Source organism: Croceicoccus gelatinilyticus (assembly GCF_018398395.1).
In the GTDB taxonomy this organism is placed as follows: domain Bacteria; phylum Pseudomonadota; class Alphaproteobacteria; order Sphingomonadales; family Sphingomonadaceae; genus Croceicoccus; species Croceicoccus gelatinilyticus.
Map to the genome: position 1 here is coordinate 270,793 of NZ_JAHCBF010000002.1, position 17,987 is coordinate 288,779.

Below are 17,987 nucleotides of genomic sequence, written 5' to 3' on the forward strand. Positions count from 1 at the left end.
AACCGGACACGATGCCCCGCGCCTTCAATCCCGCATTTCCGCACAGCCGCACTATCGCCGCCTTTCTGCTGGCGATCCTTGCGGCAATCGCTGCACTTCCGGCGCTGGCCAACAATATCGAGACTCGGCTTGTCGTCGAGGGTCCGGTCGCGCCGGGCAAGACGGTAACGCTCGCCATCGCGCAGGAACCGAAGCCCACGTGGCACGGATACTGGCTCAATCCGGGCGATGCCGGTTTCGGTATGGACACGACATGGACGCTGCCTGACGGCTGGTCGGCGGGCGAACCGGAGTATCCCGTCCCCGAACCGCTCGTCATCGGCACGTTGATGAACCACGTCTATGAAGGGCCTTATGCCATCCTCGTGCCGCTGACGGTGGCAGCCGATGCGAAGGCGGGCGAGACGGTTGAGATCGGGCTGGAAGCCAACTGGCTGGCTTGCACGGACGAGATCTGCGTTCCCGAAAGAGGCACTTTCACAGCGCAAGTGGCGATAGCCGAGGCAGACAGCGAGCCGCCGCACGATGCCCAGTTCGACGAATGGCGCGCGCATCTTCCCGCGCCCTTGGCCGAGAAAGGCCGCTATGCCGTCGATGGTGAAACGCTGCGCATCGCGGTTCCGGTGGCGCCGGGCGCGGACGTCACTTCGCCGCACCTGTTTCCCGCTGCCGACGGCTTCGCCGAATTTGTCGCGCCGCAAAGCTTTTCGCGTAACGGCAACTGGCTGATTGTCGAAACTGTCGCCGACGACGACGCAGCCGCGGGCGAGCCTTACGAGGCCGTCCTGCGCCTTGGCGACGGCACCGGCCTTGCGGTCACGCTGGAATCTGGCGACGTGCCTGCTGCGGGCGAGCCGATCGCGGGCCTTACCGCATCGAGCGGCGCGCTGCCGGGGCTCGCTTGGTTACTGCTGCTGGCATTTGCGGGCGGCGTGATCCTCAACGTCATGCCCTGCGTCTTCCCGATCCTAAGCCTCAAGGCGATCTCGCTGGCCAAGGCGAACGAACAAGGCGCGCACAAAGACGCGCTGGCCTATACCGCAGGCGTCATGGTCGCGGTCCTGCTGCTGGGCGCGGTTCTACTGGGCCTGCGCGCAGCGGGCGAGGAAGTGGGCTGGGCCTTCCAGTTGCAGGAACCCGCGACAATTGTCCTGCTGCTCATCCTTGCCAGCGCGATCACTGCCAACCTTGCTGGCCTGTTCGAAATGATGCTGCCCGTCGGCCGCTCCAGCCACGGCAGCGGCGCTTTCCTGACGGGGCTTCTGGCCGCCTTCGTCGCAACCCCGTGCACCGGCCCGTTCATGGCCGCCGCAATGGGTGCAGCGCTGCTGCTGCCCGTGACCGATGCCATGCTGTTGTTCGCAGCGCTCGGCCTTGGCCTTGCCTTCCCGTTCCTGCTGATCGGCTTCGTGCCGCCCATCCGGCGCCTGCTGCCCAAGCCCGGTGCATGGATGAACACCTTCCGCCGCGTGATGGCCGTGCCGATGGGGCTGACCGCGCTGGCGCTCGTCTGGCTGACGTGGCGCATCGGCGGGGTCACGCTGCTCGCGCTCGGCCTTGTTGCGACCGCGCTGGTCCTGATGCTGCTCTTCGAAACAGGGCGCAGGCAGAAGCTGGGTCTCTATGCCAAGGGTGCAGTCCTTGCCGCATTCGCGCTGGCACTGGTCGCCACCGCCATTGCCGCGTCGATGAAAACCGACGCGCCGGTGGTCGAGGATGAGCTTGGCGCGACCAACTATAGCGAAGCCGCGCTGGCCGAGGCGCGCGCCAGCGGCAAGCCGGTCTTCGCCTATTTCACCGCCGACTGGTGCGTAACCTGCAAGGTGAACGAGGCGACCGCGATCAACCGCGAGGACACCAAACTGGCCTTCGAAAAGGCCGGTGTCGTCGTCATCCGCGGCGACTGGACGCGGCGCGATGCGACGATCACGCGCTATCTGGAAAGCCAGGGCGCGGCCGGCGTGCCGCTCTATGTCTGGTACGCACCAGGTAAGGACGGCGAAGTCCTGCCCCAGATCCTGACCGTCGACACTCTCACCGCGCTGGCGACTGGCGACTAGGTGCGAGACTATCATTTGTCATAATGATGGGAACCCGATCACGCCCTCGCGGTTTTCGATAGTGAATGGGCGATCGATGTCGGTCGTATGTAGATATTAACCAAGTGGCTCTAGGATCGGACTGACTGGGTCACAGGGATGCAAAGACGCATGGCAGACTGGGGCTACGAGAAAACGGACTTTGAGGCGGCGGGAGCTACTCCCATCGTGCTGCTTGTCGAGGATGAGATGATCATCGCTTTCGACATGGCAGACCAGCTCGCCTGCAGCGGTTTCACCGTTGACGGTCCCTATCCCAGCAATGCCAAGGCACTCGCCGCTCTCAATGGCGACAAGCCGAATGTCGCTATCCTCGACGTGCAGCTTACCGATGGTGACGTCTATCCCGTCGCCGACAAACTTCGCGATCTGGGCGTTCCGATCGTATTCCACTCGGGCCACGCCGATCCGCAGGAACTGCGCCGCGATTATCCCGAAGCCATCGTCTGCACCAAGCCCTGCCCCAATGGCCAGCTTGAAGACGCGATCCGGCAGGTTCTCCAGGCGCACGCCTGATCGGTGGGACTGCTGTCCCCCGCCCCATTTCCCGACCATTGCCATGAGCCTGTGCTGCCCCTAATCCCTTGGGGCAATGGCGCACCGCTTCGTGCGCGCAGGGGAACACGGGCGCGCGATGGCCTTGATCACGATTTTGAACGGACCGAACCTCAACCTGCTCGGCAAGCGCGAGCCGGAGATCTACGGCCACGCCACGCTCGACGACGTGAAGACGCTCTGCGCCGCAAGGTGCGAGGCCCTGGGCCACGAAATGCGCTTCCTGCAATCGAACGCAGAGCATGAGCTGATCGACTGGATCCACGAAGCGCGAAACGAGGCGGCGGCCATCGTCATCAATCCCGCGGCCTTCACCCATACCTCGGTCGCGCTGCGCGATGCGCTTTCGGCTTTCGAAGGCCCGATTGCGGAGATCCACATCTCGAACGTCCACGCGCGCGAGGAATTTCGCCATCACAGCTATATCTCCGCCATTGCCGACACCGTGATCTGCGGGGCAGGCATCGCGGGCTACGGCTTTGCGATAGAGGCTGTCGCCGCGAAGATCTGAACCGCCGCGAACCTTCTGTCGCGCGTGGTTTTCGCACCATCGCAGCAGGCGGAACCAAACGATTGCAGAACCGTCGATCGGTCAAAGGGGCAGCGCAACCGACGCGCCTCAAGACACTCGAAAAACAGGATTTATCATGCAACGTTTTCAGGACAAGACCGTCATCGTCACGGGCGCCGGTTCAGGCATCGGCAAGGCCACGGCCAAGCGCTTTATCGACGAAGGCGCGACGGTCGCCATGTTCGGCTACAGCGACAAGGTTGAAAAGGCCGCCAAGGACTTCCCCGAAGGCAAGGCGATCCCCGTTCGCGTCGATGTACGGAATTCGGAAAACGTGAAGGCCGCAGTCGACATGATCGCGGAAAAGACCGGCCGCATCGACGTTCTGTGCAACAATGCCGGGGTCGCGGTGATGGGCGAACCGCAGGAACACTCCGACGAAGACTGGCACAAGGTGCTCGACACCAATGTCGACGGGATGTTCTTCTGCTCGCGCGCGGCAATCCCGCATCTGGAAAAGACCAAGGGCAGCATCGTCAACACCAGTTCGGTGTCCGGCATCGGCGGCGACTGGGGAATGGTTGCCTACAACACCTCCAAGGGCGGCGTTTCGAACATGACCCGCGCCCTTGCGCTCGACCTTGGCAAGAAGGGCATTCGCGTCAACGCGGTCGCCCCCTCGCTGACCGACACGAGCCTTGCCGAGGGCATCATGGAAAACAAGGACAAGCTGGCAAAGTTTGAAGAGCGCATGCCGCTCGACCCGCCCGAACAGCCCGAGGATATCGCGGCAGTCATCACTTTCCTGGCCAGCGACGATGCACGGATGGTGACAGGCGCGGTCCTGCCCGTCGACGGCGGCGTGACCGCCTCGAACGGCCAGCCGCCCATCGGTTGATCCAAACCACCACTTGAAGACAGCGCCCGCGAGGATTTCGCGGGCGTTTTCGTATGCACCGCACAGGGATAGGTCCGATCCGGTCCCACCTCGACTAACCGGCTGCGCCCACCTGCTCCTAGAATGACTTTCGACGAGGCAGGGGACCGACAGGAATGGGCGCACCGCGCGGCTTGGCAATCATCATCATCGCTCTGGCACTGGCCGGATCTCCACCCGCGCTGGGTCAGACAATCACGCGTGCGATTCCGCTTGAAGAAATCGGCTTTGGCGACGGCGTGGAATTTTCCGGCCGGGACGGAAAGCGCGCACTGCACTTCCCGATCGGCGATCCCGCCGATGTCGAAAGCGTGGTCCTCACCCTTCCGTTCGAGACAAACACCGCGCTTCCCGCCGACCGGCAGGTAACGCTGCGCGTTTCAGGCCGCGCGATTGCGACGCGGCGGTTTGCCGACAGGGAAACGGGTGTCTGGCGGGTGCCGGTGCCGCGTTCTCTGTTGCGCGACCACTATCTTGTCGCCGATCTCGAATATTCAGGATCGCGTATCGACGCACAGTGCGTGGACAGCCGCATCGGGGGTGACTGGCTCCATTTCGGAGGGAGAGCCGAAGCACAGATCGTCTATCACCCGTCCGCAATTGCCAGCCCAGCCCGCGCCTTGGGTCATGCGCCGGGGCCACTTGTCATCGAACTGCCCAAGCAGGCTAGCGAAGCGCAAGTCGCGGGTGCCATCCTCTTGTCCGCTACGCGGCCGGCACGCTTCGGCACCGCTGCCGCAGTCGGTGCCTGGCGCGAAACGCGGGTGATCTTCGATGGCAATGCGGTTGAGCCGCTGAAGGTAGTCGAAGCCGCCCGGCCCGCATTCGTTGTCGGCGATCCACTTGCCGCACCGCGGCTCTTCGCAAACGTGGCCGACTATCGGGGCGGCGCACTGCCCACGGTCGCCGCCGCGCTTGGCAAAGCGGGCGCCGGCAATCGCGCTGCCATCGCCCTTGGCAGTCTCGATGCGGACCTTACCCCGCGCCTGGTATCCGACCGAGGGGGTGGACCGTCCCCCTCCCCGCTGCCCGCGTCCCCTCGGGTCGGGCGCTCTCCGGGCTCGTTGCCGATCTCGCGCTCGCCGACGATGGGGGAGAAGCCCCTGCCATCGTCACGGTCGCGCTGAACGGTCTCCTGCTCGCAAGCCGGCCAGCGATGCCCGGAGAGCGCAGCCGTCTGGCGGTCGCCATCCCCGACGGACTGGCGACGACCGACAATCGCATCGACGTCAGCGTCCTGCGGCAGGAACGCGGCGGGGACTGCGACACATTGCCGATCCGGCAGGAAGCGCGTCTGCTGGGATCAAGCCACGCGGTTCTGGCCAAGGCGAGCGAAGTTGCCGATTTCCACGACTTGCCCGCCGCATTTGCGGGCGGGGTCACGCTGGTGCTGCCCTCTCGGCCAGACACCGCAAAAGTCGCCTCGGTCGCCGGACTTCTGGGCGGCATGCTTTCGGCGACAACGCCGCTTGCGGTGCAGTTCGGTGGTGCGATGCCGGAAGGCGCCATGGTCTGGCTGTCGGATTTCGCACCGCCCGGCACGCTTCCGCGTCTGAACCCCGCATCGAAAACGCGGATCAAGGGCGTCGACGGAACCCCGATGGTCTCCGCGGAAACGCTGGCCGATGCCTCTGTCGTGCAACTGCTTTCGCAAGGGGGTCGCCCGATCCTCTGGATCCGCCCCGGACGTGACTTTGCAAGACTGGCAGGAATGCCCTCCTCCGCACGGCTCGGGTACGGAGACATCGCGCTCTACGACGGATCGGGCCGCCTGTTCGCCATGCATTCCGAGCGGGAGAAGCTGGTCGACATAGAAACCGAAGGCGACGTCGACCTTGCCGACTGGATGCGCGAACACCGCATCTGGCTGGTGCTGGGCGCATGGCTGTTGGTTTCCGCGCTATTCGCGTGGCTGCTGCGCCAGACTTACCTTTCACGCGATCGCGGGGGTGACGGCGATGGGTGACATTTCGAACACCGATGCCTGGACCGGCGATCATCTTGTCGATCAGGGCATCATTTCGCTGCCCGAACTGGACGAAGCGTGGGCGCTGTCGCGAAGCTGGCAGATGCCGCTGCCCGACGTGCTCCTCGCGCGCAGTTCGGTCGATAGCCGCACGCTCTATCGCTCGCTCGCCGACCGCTTCGGGCTTGACCATGTCGATCTGATCGACAACCCTCCCGACCTTTCCCTGCTCAATGAAAGCGATGCAGAAGAATACATGCGCGAACTGGCCGTGCCGTGGCGCGTGCGCGATACGTTCAAAGGCAAGCGGCTGACCATCGCGACCGCGCGCCCCGGTCCGCAGGCCATGCTCCACATCCGCCGCCGTTGGGGCAGCGATGTCGACGTCGTCATCACCTCGCGCCGCGCCTTGCGACAGGCTGTGCAGCAGGCCTTTTCGCAAAGCTGGACCCGCCGCGCCGTCTACGACCTTGATGACCGCGATCCGGTGATGAGCGCGCGGACGGTGTTCACCCCGGTCCAGCTTCTCGTGCTGTGGGCAGTGGCCAGCGCCTGCGCCACCGGCGCGGTGCTTGCGCCCATCGTGACGCTGATCGTGCTGAACGCGCTGATGAGCGTGTTCTACCTCGGCAATTTCGCATTCAAGGGACTGGCGATCTGGGCCGGCGGCGTGGACCTCGTGGCACAGCGGCGGGAGATCGACGCGGCAATCGGTCTGCTCTCGGACGAGGACTTGCCCGTCTACACGATCCTCGTGCCGCTGTTCCGCGAACCCGACGTTCTGCCGATCCTGGCCGGGGCGCTGCGGCGGCTCGACTATCCGGCGGCCAAGCTCGACATCAAGATCGTGCTGGAAGAAGGCGACACCCCGACGATCGAGGCCGCCCGCGCGTTGAAGCTGGAAGAAATCTTCGAGATCGTCCTCGTCCCGCCCTCGCACCCGCAGACGAAGCCCAAGGCCTGCAACTACGCCTTCCGCCTCGCCCGCGGCGAATTCTGCGTGATCTACGATGCGGAGGACAAGCCGGAACCGGACCAGTTGAAGCGCGTCGTCGCCGCATTCGCGCGTGCACCGAAGAACGTGGCCTGCGTGCAGTGTCGCCTCAACTACTACAACCGGGACGAAAACTGGCTGACGCGGCTTTTCACGCTCGACTATTCGCTGTGGTTCGATCTCATGCTGCCCGGGCTGGAGCGAATGGGCGTGCCTATCCCGCTGGGCGGAACATCGAACCATTTCCGCGCCGAAGTCCTGCGCGAACTGCACGCATGGGACCCGTTCAACGTGACCGAGGATGCGGACCTCGGCATTCGCATGACACAGAAGGGCTATCGCACCAAGCTGGTGGAATCGACCACGTTCGAGGAAGCGAACGTCAGCATCGGCAACTGGATCCGTCAGCGTTCGCGCTGGATCAAGGGATACATGCAGACCCTGCTGGTCCACTTGCGCCGTCCAGGTGATTTTGCGCGGCAAGTCGGTCCGCTGGGCGTGCTGGGCTTCGTCATGTTCATTGGCGGCACGATGACATCGGGGCTGATCAACCCTATCTTCTGGGCGGTCTTCATCGTCTGGGCCATGACGCAGGCGGCGGGGTTCGACATCTTCTTCCCGCCGGTCCTGCTCTACCTGTCGCTGTTCAACCTGCTGGTCGGCAACGGGATGCTGATCTTCCTGATGATGCTGGCCCCGTTCCGACGCAACTGGCTGGAACTGACGGCGTGGGCACCGACGGTGATCGCGTACTGGGTGCTGATGTCGATCGCGGCGTGGAAAGGGCTGTTCCAGCTGATTACGCGGCCGTTCTATTGGGAAAAGACGACGCACGGGTTGTCGAAAATGACCGCCGCCGAACGTGCCCGCGCGCAAGGCCACGGGGACGCGGCATGAACGCGCAAACATGGCCGCTGGAACAGGTCCGTGCGCGCATGGCGATGCCGGTGTCGACAGTGCCGTGGCAGGCCCGCAGGTCTCTGACGCTCCCCGTCCTTGCACTGACTTCCGCGCTGTTGTGCCTGTTGCTGTGGCTGCAGGACGCCGGCTACGTTTCGCAGGCTTCGCTGGAGCTTTGGGGGCAGGCGCTGCTGGCATCGGACGGGGCGGTTGCCGCGCCCTCGATCATCGCTGCCTCTCCGCCCCTCCCCTATTTCGCGACGATCGTCGGCGAACTGGCCATGCCGTCCTTCGGCATGCGCATCCTGCCGCTTGTCACCGCGCTGTTCTTTGCCCTGATGGTTGCAGGATGGCTGCGCACGTTCCAGTCCGCGGGCCTGTCGTGGGGCGTTTCGATCGGCGCAGCGGTGCTGCTGGCATCGAATCCGGCACTGGTGCGCAGTATTGCCGAAAGCCCCTGTTGGGCAAGCCTTCATGCCGGATTGTCGATGCTGGCTGTCGGCCTGTTCAACCTGCGGCGCGATCACCGGATTACCGACGTGATACTCGTCGCGCTGTCGTTGCCGCTGATCCTGATGTCGCAGCCGGTGGGACTGGTCTTCGTGGTTGCCGCCGTGCCGTTCATCGCACTTTGCGTGCCAGAGGCGCAGATGCGTCGATCGGTTACCGGCGTGATGATGACGCTGCTGTTTCCGGCGACTTTCGTGCTGGGCGGGTTTGCCTACGTGAACTGGATCTTCAATGGCGATGCCTTCGCCTTCCTTGGCCACTTTGCCGATATTCCGATCACGCCGCCCCTGCCGCTTGCCGCGCTGCTGCTGGCGCTGGCCGGCATGGTGGCAAGCGCACCGATCCTGCCCGCCATCGTCGTTCGCACGCGCAGACAGGTCGGCGTGCGGCGCGCCTCGCTGGCAATCGGCGGTTTCGCGCTGGCCTGCGCGGGGCTATGCTGGCTGACCCAGACAATGCCCGAACCGGTGCAGCTTGCCGCCCTGGCAGTCCCGCTGGCAATGGCCGCCGCAACGCGCTGGCCGCGCAATCGGGTGCGTTCGGAAATGCTGGTCATCGGCATGCTTATGCTCGGCTGGGCCGGCGGCGCGGTTATCGTGTGGCAGGCCCGCGACGTGGAAAGCGCGAATCTGCGCGCCGTGCTGACGGGCCGACCGACCGTTGCCGTCGATGCCGAACTTGCCGCGCTGGGTCTTGCTCTACAGGGCCATGACGACATCCTGTTCGACGCGGCAGCAGCCCCGTCCGCCATCGCCCACCGCGGCAGCGCCGAAGGCATCTCCGCCGCAAGTTCCATCCGTTTCCGCCTTGCCGGAATGCGGCAAGACGCGCGGGCACATATCCAGGTCGTGCGGGATACCCGCTCACCGCGCGGGGCCGATGCCATGGGACGCACGTTCCCCGATCTCCATGAACGCGGCCTGCCCGGTTACCGCATCCTGCACGAAGGGCCGCATTGGCGCGCATGGATCAGGGAGGACCAGCCATGAACCAGCTTTCCATCGTTTCCGCTATCGAGCCCGGCAGCAACGAGGGGCCGCGCGTCCTGATCGTCGACGACGATCCCGATTCCGCCGAGATCACGGCCCGCATGCTGGGCGAAGGCGGCAATTTCCGCGTCCGCTGTGTCGAAAGTGCCGAGGAAGCCTATGTTGCGCTTTCGCTGGTCGGCGCCAGCGCAGAGGAAGAGCGGCTGGCCTACGACATCGTGATCATGGACATCATGATGCCGCAGGTCGACGGGATCGAGGCTACCGCCGCGATCCGCACCACGCGGCGCGGGGCTTTCGTGCCGATCCTGATGCTGTCGGGCCGCCGCGATCTCGATGCCTTGGGACAGGCCTTCATGGCAGGGGCCAGCGACTTCGTGACCAAGCCGATAGAGCCGGTCGAGCTACAGGCCCGCGTCCGCACCCTCCTGCGCCTGAAGCGCGAACAGGAACGCCGGCAGGCCCGCGAACGGCAACTGGTGGAAAGCAACCGCGAACTTCAGCAATCGGTGATCGACGGCACCCTGATCGACCGCGCGACGGGAATGCCTTCACGCGCGTGGGCCGAAATGACCTTGCGGGAATGTCGCACGAACGGCGTCCCACTGGCCGCCGCCATGGTGCAGATCGACGAACTGGACGCCTATATCGCGTTTCACGGCATGCGCGGGGCCGAACGCCTGCACGCCGACATCATGCGCCGGTTGCAGTCCGTCCCCGCGCCGCTGGGCGCGACTTTGGCCGCATGGGACGAAGGGCGCTTCATCGTTCTGCTGCCGGGCACGAAGGACACCGCGCGGATCGCCGCGCTATGCGCCGGACTGCAACGCGCGGTTGAATATCCGGCAATGCCCCATGGCAATGCCCTGCATCATGACCGTGTCCGCGTCTCCACCGCCAATGGCTGGCGCCCTGCCGCGCAGGCGGCGGAACTGCCGTCTGCCCTGATCGCCAGCCTTGCGGATGAAAGCTTTCGCGGCCGGCGAAGCGTAGAGAACGCCTGATACGAAAAAGGCCGGGTCTCCACGTGGAAGCCCGGCCCTTTCATTTCCGGTTCGCGGCGTCAGAACTCGCTGGCGTCGCGGTATTCGATCGGCAGGTCGATCGCCTTCAGCTGATCGTCGATCTTCGAACGATCGCCGACGACGATGATCGTCAGGTTATCCGGCGACAGGTACTCGGCCGCCGCCCCGTCGATCGCGGCGGCATCGATGCCGCGGTAGATCGTGGGAAGCTGCTTCTGATAATCTGCCGGACGGCCCAGACGACCGTTCGCCAGCAGCGCGCCCAGCACCTGGCCGTTGGTTTGGAAGCTGTTGGGCAGGCCCCGAATGTTGCCATCGGTCACGCGCTGCAGTTCGACCTCGTCGACTCCGCGCGAACCATCTGCAAATTCCTCGACCCGGTCGAAGATCAGTTCGATGGAATCGGCAGTCCGGTCCGTCTGGACGGGCGTGTAGATGTAGAACGTGCGCGGTCCGACATCGCCTGACGAGACCGAGCTGCGCACGCCGTAAGTCCAACCCTTGTCTTCGCGAAGGTCGCTGTTGAGACGCGAGAGGAAGCCAGAACCCACAACCTCGTTCGCGATGTCCAGCGCTTCCATTCCCTGCGTCGTGCCGTCGAGCGGTAGGACGCGGGCAAGCAGCAGGTAGGACTGGGGCGAGTTGGGACGGTCGATCACGACGATCCGGCTCTTCGCCTCGGGCACTGCGGCGTCGAGGGTCTTGACCGGGACCGCGCTATCCGGTGCGGCCCAGTTCCCGAACGCAGCCTCCAGCGCGGGCCTGAGCTGTTCCATCGTGACATCGCCGACGACCGTGATCGCGGCATTGTCAGGGCGCAGCCACGTATCGTGCACGGTTTCTAGCGCCGCCGGTGTCAGCGGCTCGATCGCGGAGACGAGGCCGGCCGAACCGACCGAACCGTAGGGGTGGTCCTCGCCATAGATCAGCGGGCCGATCGCGCGGGATGCGATGCTGCCCGGCGTGGCCTGCTGCTGCGCGATGGCGGCAAGGCGCTGGTCCTTCACACGCGCGACCTCGGCTTCTTCGAAGGCGGGGTTGCGCACGATGTCGGAGAACAGGTCGAGCGAAGGGGCAAGGTTTGCGGTCAGCGCGGTGAGATAGACCGCGCTGGTGTCCGTCGTCGTACCCGCGTTGATCGAAGCGCCCAGCCGCTCCTGCTCGGTCGCAATGTCGAGGGTGGAGCGGGTCTCGGTCCCTTCGTCCAGCAAGCTCATCATAAGCGACTGCGTGCCGGCATTTGCGCTGCCATCGGCGGCGTTACCCGCGTCGAACGTGATCGCCATGCTGACCTTCGGGATCGAGGTGCGGCGCGCCAGCGTGACGGGGATGCCGTTCGACAGCGTCGTGGTCTCGACCGTCGGGAAGACAAGTTCGCCGACCGGCGCGACCGGCGGATATTCGCGCGGTGGACCTTGGTCGATCGCGGGGACCGGCGCCTTGGCATCGGGCGCAGGCGGGGGAACCGTCCCTTCATCGCCCCAGCCGCCCATCAGCGCGCCGTCCTCGGTGCGCTCACCCGGCTTTACCACCAGCGTATAGCTGGGACGCGAAAGCCACGTGCTCATCGCGGCCTGCACTTCGGCGGGGGTAAGCGCGGCGATTTCGGCAAGGTCTTCCTTGTAGGTCGCCGGATCGCCCGAATAGAGCAGCCCTTCGGCCAGCGTCGAACCCTTGCCGCCAAACCCGCCGACCGCTTCGAGCGAACCGATCTGCGACGAGACCTGCTGTGTCGCGGCGCGGGTCAGTTCGTCCTTGGTCGGACCTTCGGCCATGAGCTGCGCGATCACTTCGTCGAGGCGCTTTTCCGCCGCGGCGACGTCCACGCCCGGCTTCACGTCCATCGTCGCCTGCAGGAACGAGGAATTTTCGAACGGCAGCATGTAGGCCGAAACGCTGACGGCAAGCTGTTCGTCCCGCACGAGGATATTGTCGAGCCGCGAAGAGCTGAGCCCGCCCAGCACCGACATGCCCATGTCAAGTTCGGCAGCCTGCGCGTGATTGAGGCCCGGACCGCTCCACACCTTGTAGATGCGCGTTACCGGCACCTGATCGGTCATTTCCTCGCGCACCGGCGCGGCCAGCGTCACCAGCGGGGCGGCGGGCTGCACGACTTCGGGGCCGCGCGGAATGTTGCCGAACCACTTTTCGACCATCGGGCGCGCCGTGGCCGCGTCGATATCGCCGGTCAGCGCCAGAACGACATTGTTGGGCGCATAGTTGTCCGTAAACCAGTTGCGCACGTCGGTCAGGCTGGCCGCATCAAGATCGGCCATCGAGCCGATCGTCGCGTGGCGATAGGGGTGGCCGATCGGATAGAGCGCGTCGGAGATCTTGTACTCGGCAAGGCCGTAGGGCTGGTTGTCGCCCTGACGCTTCTCGTTCTTGACGACGCCGCGCTGCTTATCGAGCTTGTCCTGCGTCACCGCGCCGAGCAGGTGGCCCATGCGGTCGCTTTCCATGAAAAGCGCAAGGTCGAGCGCGCCGGTCGGCACCGTCTCGACGTAGTTCGTGCGGTCATACCACGTCGAACCATTGGTCGGTGTCGAGCCTGCCGCTTCAAGCGGGATGTCGAAATTCTCGACGTTTTCGGACCCGCCGAACATCAGGTGTTCGAACAAGTGGGCAAAGCCGGTCCGGCCGCGCGGTTCGTGCTTCGACCCCACGCGATAATACGTCGTCACACCCACGATCGGCGACTTGCGATCGGTGTGGACCAGAACCGTCAAACCGTTGTCGAGCGTGAAGCTTTCATAAGGAATGTCGACTTCGGAAACGAGCTGCGACAGCGGGGCTGCGCCCGCTTCGGGCGCAGGTGCGGCAACTTCAACCGGGGCGGGTTGGTAGGCGCAGGCTGCAAGGGCGAGAGAGAGGGAAAGCGATACCGGAACGGTGAAACGACGCATGTGATGTCCGCTGATCGTTGGGGGAATGCCGCAGGACTAGCACGGTGATTACCGCTTGGCACTACCTTGATATCGCTGACTTATGCGAAGGCGCAAAGGTGCGCGGCGGTTACATCCGAAACGAATTGCGCCGATTTTCGAAGGAGGGGATGGTGGAGCCGAGGGGAATCGAACCCCTGACCTCGTCATTGCGAACGACGCGCTCTCCCAACTGAGCTACGGCCCCGTTCCATCCGTTCGCCCGCCACGGGGCGAAGCGGGTGGTTAGCAGCGAGAGCGCGGGCTTGGGAAGGGGGAAATTGCGCCCCCCTTCCCCACGTAGCCTAGCTGCCCGAAGCGACAGTTCCGGTATCGCTGGATGCCGAAGTCTGCGGCGGCAGGGTCAGCGTCTGATCCGGCCCCATCGTGTCGGTCGCCTCGGGCGCGAGCGGGTTGCCGCCCGGACGGCGATAGGGAACGCCATAAGTCGCGAGATAGCGCGCATCCCACGCGGTCGCGGCAACGCGATATGCCTCGTATTCCGAGAAGAACTGCAGGAACACGCTTTCAAGCTGCGGCAGGAGCGTCGCGGCAGCCACGTCTAGGTTGCCCTTCTCTACCGTGGTCAGATGGTTGCTGACCGAAAGCGCGGCAGCGCAGAAGCGGTCCAGCGCAGGGGGCAGCGCAAAATAGTTGTAGACCTGCGTCATGTACTTGTCGCGCACGTCCTTGTAGCCCGGCCCGTACTTCTGGCGGAACTCGCTGTCGAGCGCGCGGTTCGTCGCCGAAAGCTCACGCGTGTGGGTCTTGAGGAATGCGCCGTATTGCTCGGCCATCAAGGCATGTTCGGGGCCCTGGCAGTTGAGCGCTGCAACGTTGTAGGCCGAACGCAGGTTCCACGTCGTCTGCGCCGAAGTCAGCCCGGTGTTCACCGTCTGGCGAATGCCCATCGCGTCGGCGGTCGGTACGGCAAGATTCTCCTGCGCGTAGCCGGGTGCGATCGGTCGCGCGGGGAAGGCCTCTACCACCGGCGGCGGCGGCGGCGGGGGAGCCGGCGGCGGCGGAGGCGTACAGCCCGCCAGAGTTGCCACGCCCACGATGGCGCATGCCTGCACGATTTTCACGACTTTCGAAGTCACCGACCCGAACCCTCTTTCCCGATGTTCCAAATTGATTGCACGCATCCTGCATGAACCCGGCTTTCGGCAGGATTAAGGCGGCGCGGCAAGCAGCCCCTTCATGCCCGTACGTTAACCACAGCGCATCCCGCCAATAGGACCAGTCCACAAGGAATACGACGAGGCGAGCGTGCGGCACGGACGAGCCGAAATGCGAAACGCCCGGCGCGGGAATACCGCACCGGGCGTTCGTGTTCGTGTCTGGTCGGGCGGGCGAGTGCCCGGCCCTGTCAGGTCAGTCGCGCTGGCCCATGAAGGCGAGCAGGAACTGGAACATGTTGATGAAGTCGAGGTACAGCGACAGCGCGCCCAGGATCACGGCCTTGCCGATGAACTCGGTGCCGGCGAGGTGATAGTACTGCGCCTTCAGACGCTGCGTATCGTAGGCGGTGAGGCCTGCGAAGATTAGGACGCCGAGGAAGCTGATCGCCCAGTAGAGCGCGCTCGACTGGATGAAGATGTTGATGACCGACGCGATGATCAGGCCGATCACACCCATGATCAGGAAGCTGCCCCAACCGGACAGGTCCTTCTTCGTGGTGTAGCCGAACAGCGAGAGACCGGCGAAGGCACCCGCGGTCGCAAAGAAGGTCGCAGCGATGGATTCACCCGTATAGACGAGGAAGATCGTCGACAGGCTCATGCCCATCAGGACCGCGAAGGCCCAGAACAGGATCTGCAGCGTGCCCTGCGAGAAACGGTTTGCACCGAAACTCATCGCGAACACGATCGCGAGCGGGGCGAAGATCACGAGGAACATCAGCGGCGAGGTGATGATCGACACACCGATGGCGGTATTTGCCATCGCGATCGCGACGATGCCCGAAAGCAGCACGCCCGACGCCATGTAGTTGTAGATCGACAGCATGTACTTGCGCAGGCCCGCATCAAGGCCGGCCCGCGTGTTCGGCACGCTCGGATTAAGGCCCGGAGCAGCGCCGAAGCCCGTCTGGCCACTCCGGCTAGTGGGCTGGGGGTCGTTCCAGTTTGCCATTGTCTTGTCTAACTCCTCTTGGCCCTCACAATGCGGGGCCGTCCGGGACAATATCGCGATTGAATCGCATCAATTCAAGCAAAACCGGCCCGCCAGTCCACTGGCAGGCCGGCTGCAACAAAATGTTACAATGCGCGGTAAACAGGGCGTTCAGCCCTTGGCGCGGGCTTCCTGCGACATCTCGGCGCTGCGGGCAGCCGCATCGCGCAAGGTATCGGTCATCAGCTTGAGCAGGCGGTCGTCCGCATCCAGCGTGTCGAGCCCGGCCTGCGTCACCCCGCCCTTGGAAGCAACGCGGCGCGCCAGTTCACCCGGCGAATGTTCGCTGCGCATGGCAAGCGCAGTGGCGCCGTCAACGGTCGCCTTGGCAAGCCGGTTGGCCTGTTCCTCGGGCAGGCCGAGCGAGGCCGCAGCCTTGCCCAGCGCGTCGATGAAGCGATAAACGAAGGCAGGACCCGATCCGGCGAGCGCGGTGGTGAGGTCGTAGGTATCCTCACCAATCCACTCGCCCTGACCCAGCATGTCGGCCAGCGTATCGACCGTGGCCTTCTGCGCATCGCTGAGCCCTTTTCCGGCCAGCGCGACGGGCGACTTGCCCAGCTTGGCAGACAGGTTCGGCATCACGCGCACCACGCCGCCCGCACGCGGGAAACGTTCGGCCAGCGTATCCAGCTGAACCCCCGCCAGAAGCGAGAGCAGAACCGTATCGGGGCCGATGATGGGTTCGATGGCGGGCGCGGATTCGGCAAGGCCCTGCGGCTTGATGCCGAGCATGACGACATCGAAAGTCTCGTCAGGCTGGGTGCGAACGAGGCGCACGCCTTCGGGGGCGGACGGGATCGAACGGTCGAGCACGGTGAAGATGGCGGGATCCGCCCCTCCGGCGAGCCAACCATCCAGCATTGCGCCTCCCATGTTGCCGCATCCGATCAGCAGCATCTTGTTCGGCAGTGTCATTCCTAAGCTTCTCCGGCAGCGTCGATGAGCGCGGCGTCTAACGCGTCCTGAGGCTCACGGCCACCCCACAGCACGAACTGGAAGGCCGGATAGAAACGATCACACTCTTCCACCGCATGTTCGACGGCCATCTGCGCCTGCAGGATGGAGAGCAAGCCATCGTCGCCCAACATCATGCCGTGGCGGTACAGAAGAACCGAACCCGACGACCAGAGATCGAAATGGCCCAGCCAGATCTGTTCGTTCACGAGGCTGAGGAGTTCGAACATCGCGGTGCGCTTGTCGTCGCCGACGCGCACTTCGGGCAGACAGAGCAGCTGCAGGACATTGTCCTCACGCCGCCAGATCGCGCGCATCTGGTATTTGGCCCAGGCGCCCTGGACCTCGCCCGAAAGCTCGTCCTCGCCGATCAGTTCGTAAGGCCAGCCCCGCGCCTCGAACAGCGCGACCAGCGTGTCGACCGGCGCGGAATCCTCTTCGCCCGTGTCGGTGTGCCGGTCTGTTATCATAAGCGTGTCCGTCCAGCGTTTGGGGTTGTGCGTCCTGTTCGCCCCTGATGAATCTTTTCACCCCGATGACACAATCACCCCCGCCCCCGCATGCTGGGCATAAGTCGACACATTTGTGCAGAGCTTGTGGACAAGCACGGGACAGCCTGTGGAAGCGTTGATTTGCGCGGCCCCGCGCGGAAAATCAGTTCCCGGCGCGGCGTCGTCCGGCGCGCTGCGCATCGGACGCGGAATTGCTGGCCTGCGCAAGCGACGGGAAGATGCCCAGATTGGCCGCGGCGGCCTGCTGCGCCCGGGTCAGGTTCGGCATCTGCAGAAAATAGGGCGTGAGTTCAGCGGCAACGTCGGACGGCAGGATACGCTTCAGCACCTCCACCGCTTCATCCCCGCGCCCGTTGATGGCCAGCATGAAGGCATGAATGCGCCATGCCGGCCGGTCGCCGACGTTGAGCAAGGGCTTCAGCATCGCCTCGCCCGTGTCAAAGTCGCCGATAATCGAGAGGCTGAGCGCATAGCGGCGCAGCGTCTCGTCATCAGGATTCAGGCGGTTGGCGATGGCGTAATAGTATTGCGCCGAAGGCTGGTCGCCGAGCAGATCGTAGCCGAGCGCACGGTCGGACACGAAGACGTTCTCGGGCAAACCCGACATGTCCGCCTGCTCGAACAGGGCCAGCCCTTGCCGCGGACGGCCACGATGGATTTCGATCGCGCCCCGGGCGGCCGTGATATGCGCATCGCCCGGCGCAAGCTGCGCCGCGCGCTGGGCATATGTGGCGGCAAGGTCGATCCGGCCAATGCGCATCGCGGCCTGAACCCCGTCGCGCAAAGCGCGCAGGTCCGATGGGTCGCGGCTTAGCTGGTCACGCGCCCGTTCGAGCGCGCGCTCGTTCGGATCCATTGCCGTGCGAACCGTCTGCGCGGCAGCGGGCGGAGAGTGCATTTGCACCCCGCCAGCAAGCAGAACCGCCGCCGCGACGA

Annotated in this window: 15 protein-coding genes and 1 tRNA gene; 9 read left to right on the forward strand and 7 right to left on the reverse strand. The window is 64.7% G+C overall.

Translation table 11 applies throughout. The annotated features are described in order from the left end of the window. The first annotated feature begins 11 nt into the window (after positions 1-11). The 9 genes from KIH45_RS05140 (at position 12) to KIH45_RS05180 (ending at position 10,465) form a co-directional block, all read left to right on the forward strand. Positions 12-2,060: a protein-disulfide reductase DsbD family protein gene (locus KIH45_RS05140; protein ID WP_213174938.1), complete on the forward strand. Its 2,049-nt coding sequence runs from the start codon at positions 12-14 to the stop codon at positions 2,058-2,060. Between the two features lie 150 nt (positions 2,061-2,210). Further along, positions 2,211-2,615, forward strand: a complete 405-nt coding sequence (locus KIH45_RS05145; protein ID WP_213174939.1) for a response regulator — start codon at positions 2,211-2,213, stop codon at positions 2,613-2,615. Between the two features lie 76 nt (positions 2,616-2,691). After that, positions 2,692-3,165, forward strand: a complete 474-nt coding sequence (gene aroQ / locus KIH45_RS05150) for a type II 3-dehydroquinate dehydratase (RefSeq protein ID WP_225899682.1) — start codon at positions 2,692-2,694, stop codon at positions 3,163-3,165. Between the two features lie 136 nt (positions 3,166-3,301). After that, complete coding sequence (gene budC / locus KIH45_RS05155; protein ID WP_213174940.1) at positions 3,302-4,063, forward strand: meso-2,3-butanediol dehydrogenase; 762 nt, start codon at positions 3,302-3,304, stop codon at positions 4,061-4,063. A 155-nt stretch (positions 4,064-4,218) separates the two neighbouring features. After that, positions 4,219-5,229, forward strand: coding sequence for a hypothetical protein (locus KIH45_RS05160; RefSeq protein WP_213174941.1), 1,011 nt, complete (start codon positions 4,219-4,221; stop codon positions 5,227-5,229). 29 nt (positions 5,230-5,258) lie between these two features. Beyond that, positions 5,259-6,068 (forward strand): hypothetical protein, encoded by an 810-nt coding sequence (locus KIH45_RS05165; RefSeq protein ID WP_213174942.1) that lies wholly within the window; start codon positions 5,259-5,261, stop codon positions 6,066-6,068. Beyond that, a complete protein-coding gene (locus KIH45_RS05170; RefSeq protein WP_213174943.1) occupies positions 6,061-7,959 on the forward strand; it encodes a glycosyltransferase family 2 protein in 1,899 nt (632 codons plus the stop codon). The genes KIH45_RS05165 and KIH45_RS05170 overlap by 8 nt, the downstream gene beginning before the upstream one ends. After that, on the forward strand, positions 7,956-9,461 hold the full coding sequence (locus KIH45_RS05175) for a hypothetical protein (RefSeq protein ID WP_213174944.1): 1,506 nt from the start codon (positions 7,956-7,958) through the stop codon (positions 9,459-9,461). Before KIH45_RS05170 ends, KIH45_RS05175 begins: the two co-directional genes overlap by 4 nt. Further along, a complete protein-coding gene (locus KIH45_RS05180) occupies positions 9,458-10,465 on the forward strand; it encodes a response regulator (RefSeq protein WP_213174945.1) in 1,008 nt (335 codons plus the stop codon). The genes KIH45_RS05175 and KIH45_RS05180 overlap by 4 nt, the downstream gene beginning before the upstream one ends. 59 nt (positions 10,466-10,524) lie before the next feature. On the opposite strand, the gene KIH45_RS05185 is transcribed toward KIH45_RS05180, so the two are convergent. The 7 genes from KIH45_RS05185 to KIH45_RS05215 all read right to left on the reverse strand — a co-directional run bounded on the left by KIH45_RS05185 (position 10,525) and on the right by KIH45_RS05215 (position 17,949). Beyond that, entirely contained in the window at positions 10,525-13,392 is a 2,868-nt protein-coding gene (locus KIH45_RS05185) for a M16 family metallopeptidase (RefSeq protein ID WP_213174946.1), read from the reverse strand. A 150-nt stretch (positions 13,393-13,542) separates the two neighbouring features. Beyond that, positions 13,543-13,618 (reverse strand) — tRNA-Ala (locus KIH45_RS05190). 97 nt (positions 13,619-13,715) lie between these two features. Continuing rightward, positions 13,716-14,510, reverse strand: a complete 795-nt coding sequence (locus tag KIH45_RS05195; RefSeq protein ID WP_213174947.1) for a hypothetical protein — start codon at positions 14,508-14,510, stop codon at positions 13,716-13,718. Positions 14,511-14,784: 274 nt separating this feature from the next. Beyond that, entirely contained in the window at positions 14,785-15,543 is a 759-nt protein-coding gene (locus tag KIH45_RS05200; RefSeq protein WP_213174948.1) for a Bax inhibitor-1/YccA family protein, read from the reverse strand. 150 nt (positions 15,544-15,693) lie between these two features. Next, positions 15,694-16,500, reverse strand: a complete 807-nt coding sequence (locus KIH45_RS05205) for a pyrroline-5-carboxylate reductase family protein (protein WP_213174949.1) — start codon at positions 16,498-16,500, stop codon at positions 15,694-15,696. A gap of 2 nt (positions 16,501-16,502) precedes the next feature. Further along, positions 16,503-17,009: a type III secretion system chaperone family protein gene (locus tag KIH45_RS05210; RefSeq protein WP_213174950.1), complete on the reverse strand. Its 507-nt coding sequence runs from the start codon at positions 17,007-17,009 to the stop codon at positions 16,503-16,505. 184 nt (positions 17,010-17,193) lie between these two features. Beyond that, entirely contained in the window at positions 17,194-17,949 is a 756-nt protein-coding gene (locus tag KIH45_RS05215) for a tetratricopeptide repeat protein (protein ID WP_213174951.1), read from the reverse strand. Positions 17,950-17,987 lie beyond the last annotated feature (38 nt).

Excerpts from the sequence above, each read along its gene's own strand:
- KIH45_RS05140 (WP_213174938.1), top strand. The coding sequence starts at position 12 with ATGCCCCGCGCCTTCAATCCCGCATTTCCGCACAGCCGCACTATCGCC.
- KIH45_RS05145 (WP_213174939.1), top strand. The coding sequence starts at position 2,211 with ATGGCAGACTGGGGCTACGAGAAAACGGACTTTGAGGCGGCGGGAGCT.
- aroQ (WP_225899682.1), top strand. The coding sequence starts at position 2,692 with ATGGCGCACCGCTTCGTGCGCGCAGGGGAACACGGGCGCGCGATGGCC.
- budC (WP_213174940.1), top strand. The coding sequence starts at position 3,302 with ATGCAACGTTTTCAGGACAAGACCGTCATCGTCACGGGCGCCGGTTCA.
- KIH45_RS05160 (WP_213174941.1), top strand. The coding sequence starts at position 4,219 with ATGGGCGCACCGCGCGGCTTGGCAATCATCATCATCGCTCTGGCACTG.
- KIH45_RS05165 (WP_213174942.1), top strand. The coding sequence starts at position 5,259 with ATGCCCGGAGAGCGCAGCCGTCTGGCGGTCGCCATCCCCGACGGACTG.
- KIH45_RS05170 (WP_213174943.1), top strand. The coding sequence starts at position 6,061 with ATGGGTGACATTTCGAACACCGATGCCTGGACCGGCGATCATCTTGTC.
- KIH45_RS05175 (WP_213174944.1), top strand. The coding sequence starts at position 7,956 with ATGAACGCGCAAACATGGCCGCTGGAACAGGTCCGTGCGCGCATGGCG.
- KIH45_RS05180 (WP_213174945.1), top strand. The coding sequence starts at position 9,458 with ATGAACCAGCTTTCCATCGTTTCCGCTATCGAGCCCGGCAGCAACGAG.
- KIH45_RS05185 (WP_213174946.1), bottom strand. The coding sequence starts at position 13,392 with ATGCGTCGTTTCACCGTTCCGGTATCGCTTTCCCTCTCTCTCGCCCTT.
- KIH45_RS05200 (WP_213174948.1), bottom strand. The coding sequence starts at position 15,543 with ATGGCAAACTGGAACGACCCCCAGCCCACTAGCCGGAGTGGCCAGACG.
- KIH45_RS05205 (WP_213174949.1), bottom strand. The coding sequence starts at position 16,500 with ATGACACTGCCGAACAAGATGCTGCTGATCGGATGCGGCAACATGGGA.
- KIH45_RS05210 (WP_213174950.1), bottom strand. The coding sequence starts at position 17,009 with ATGATAACAGACCGGCACACCGACACGGGCGAAGAGGATTCCGCGCCG.
- KIH45_RS05215 (WP_213174951.1), bottom strand. The coding sequence starts at position 17,949 with ATGCACTCTCCGCCCGCTGCCGCGCAGACGGTTCGCACGGCAATGGAT.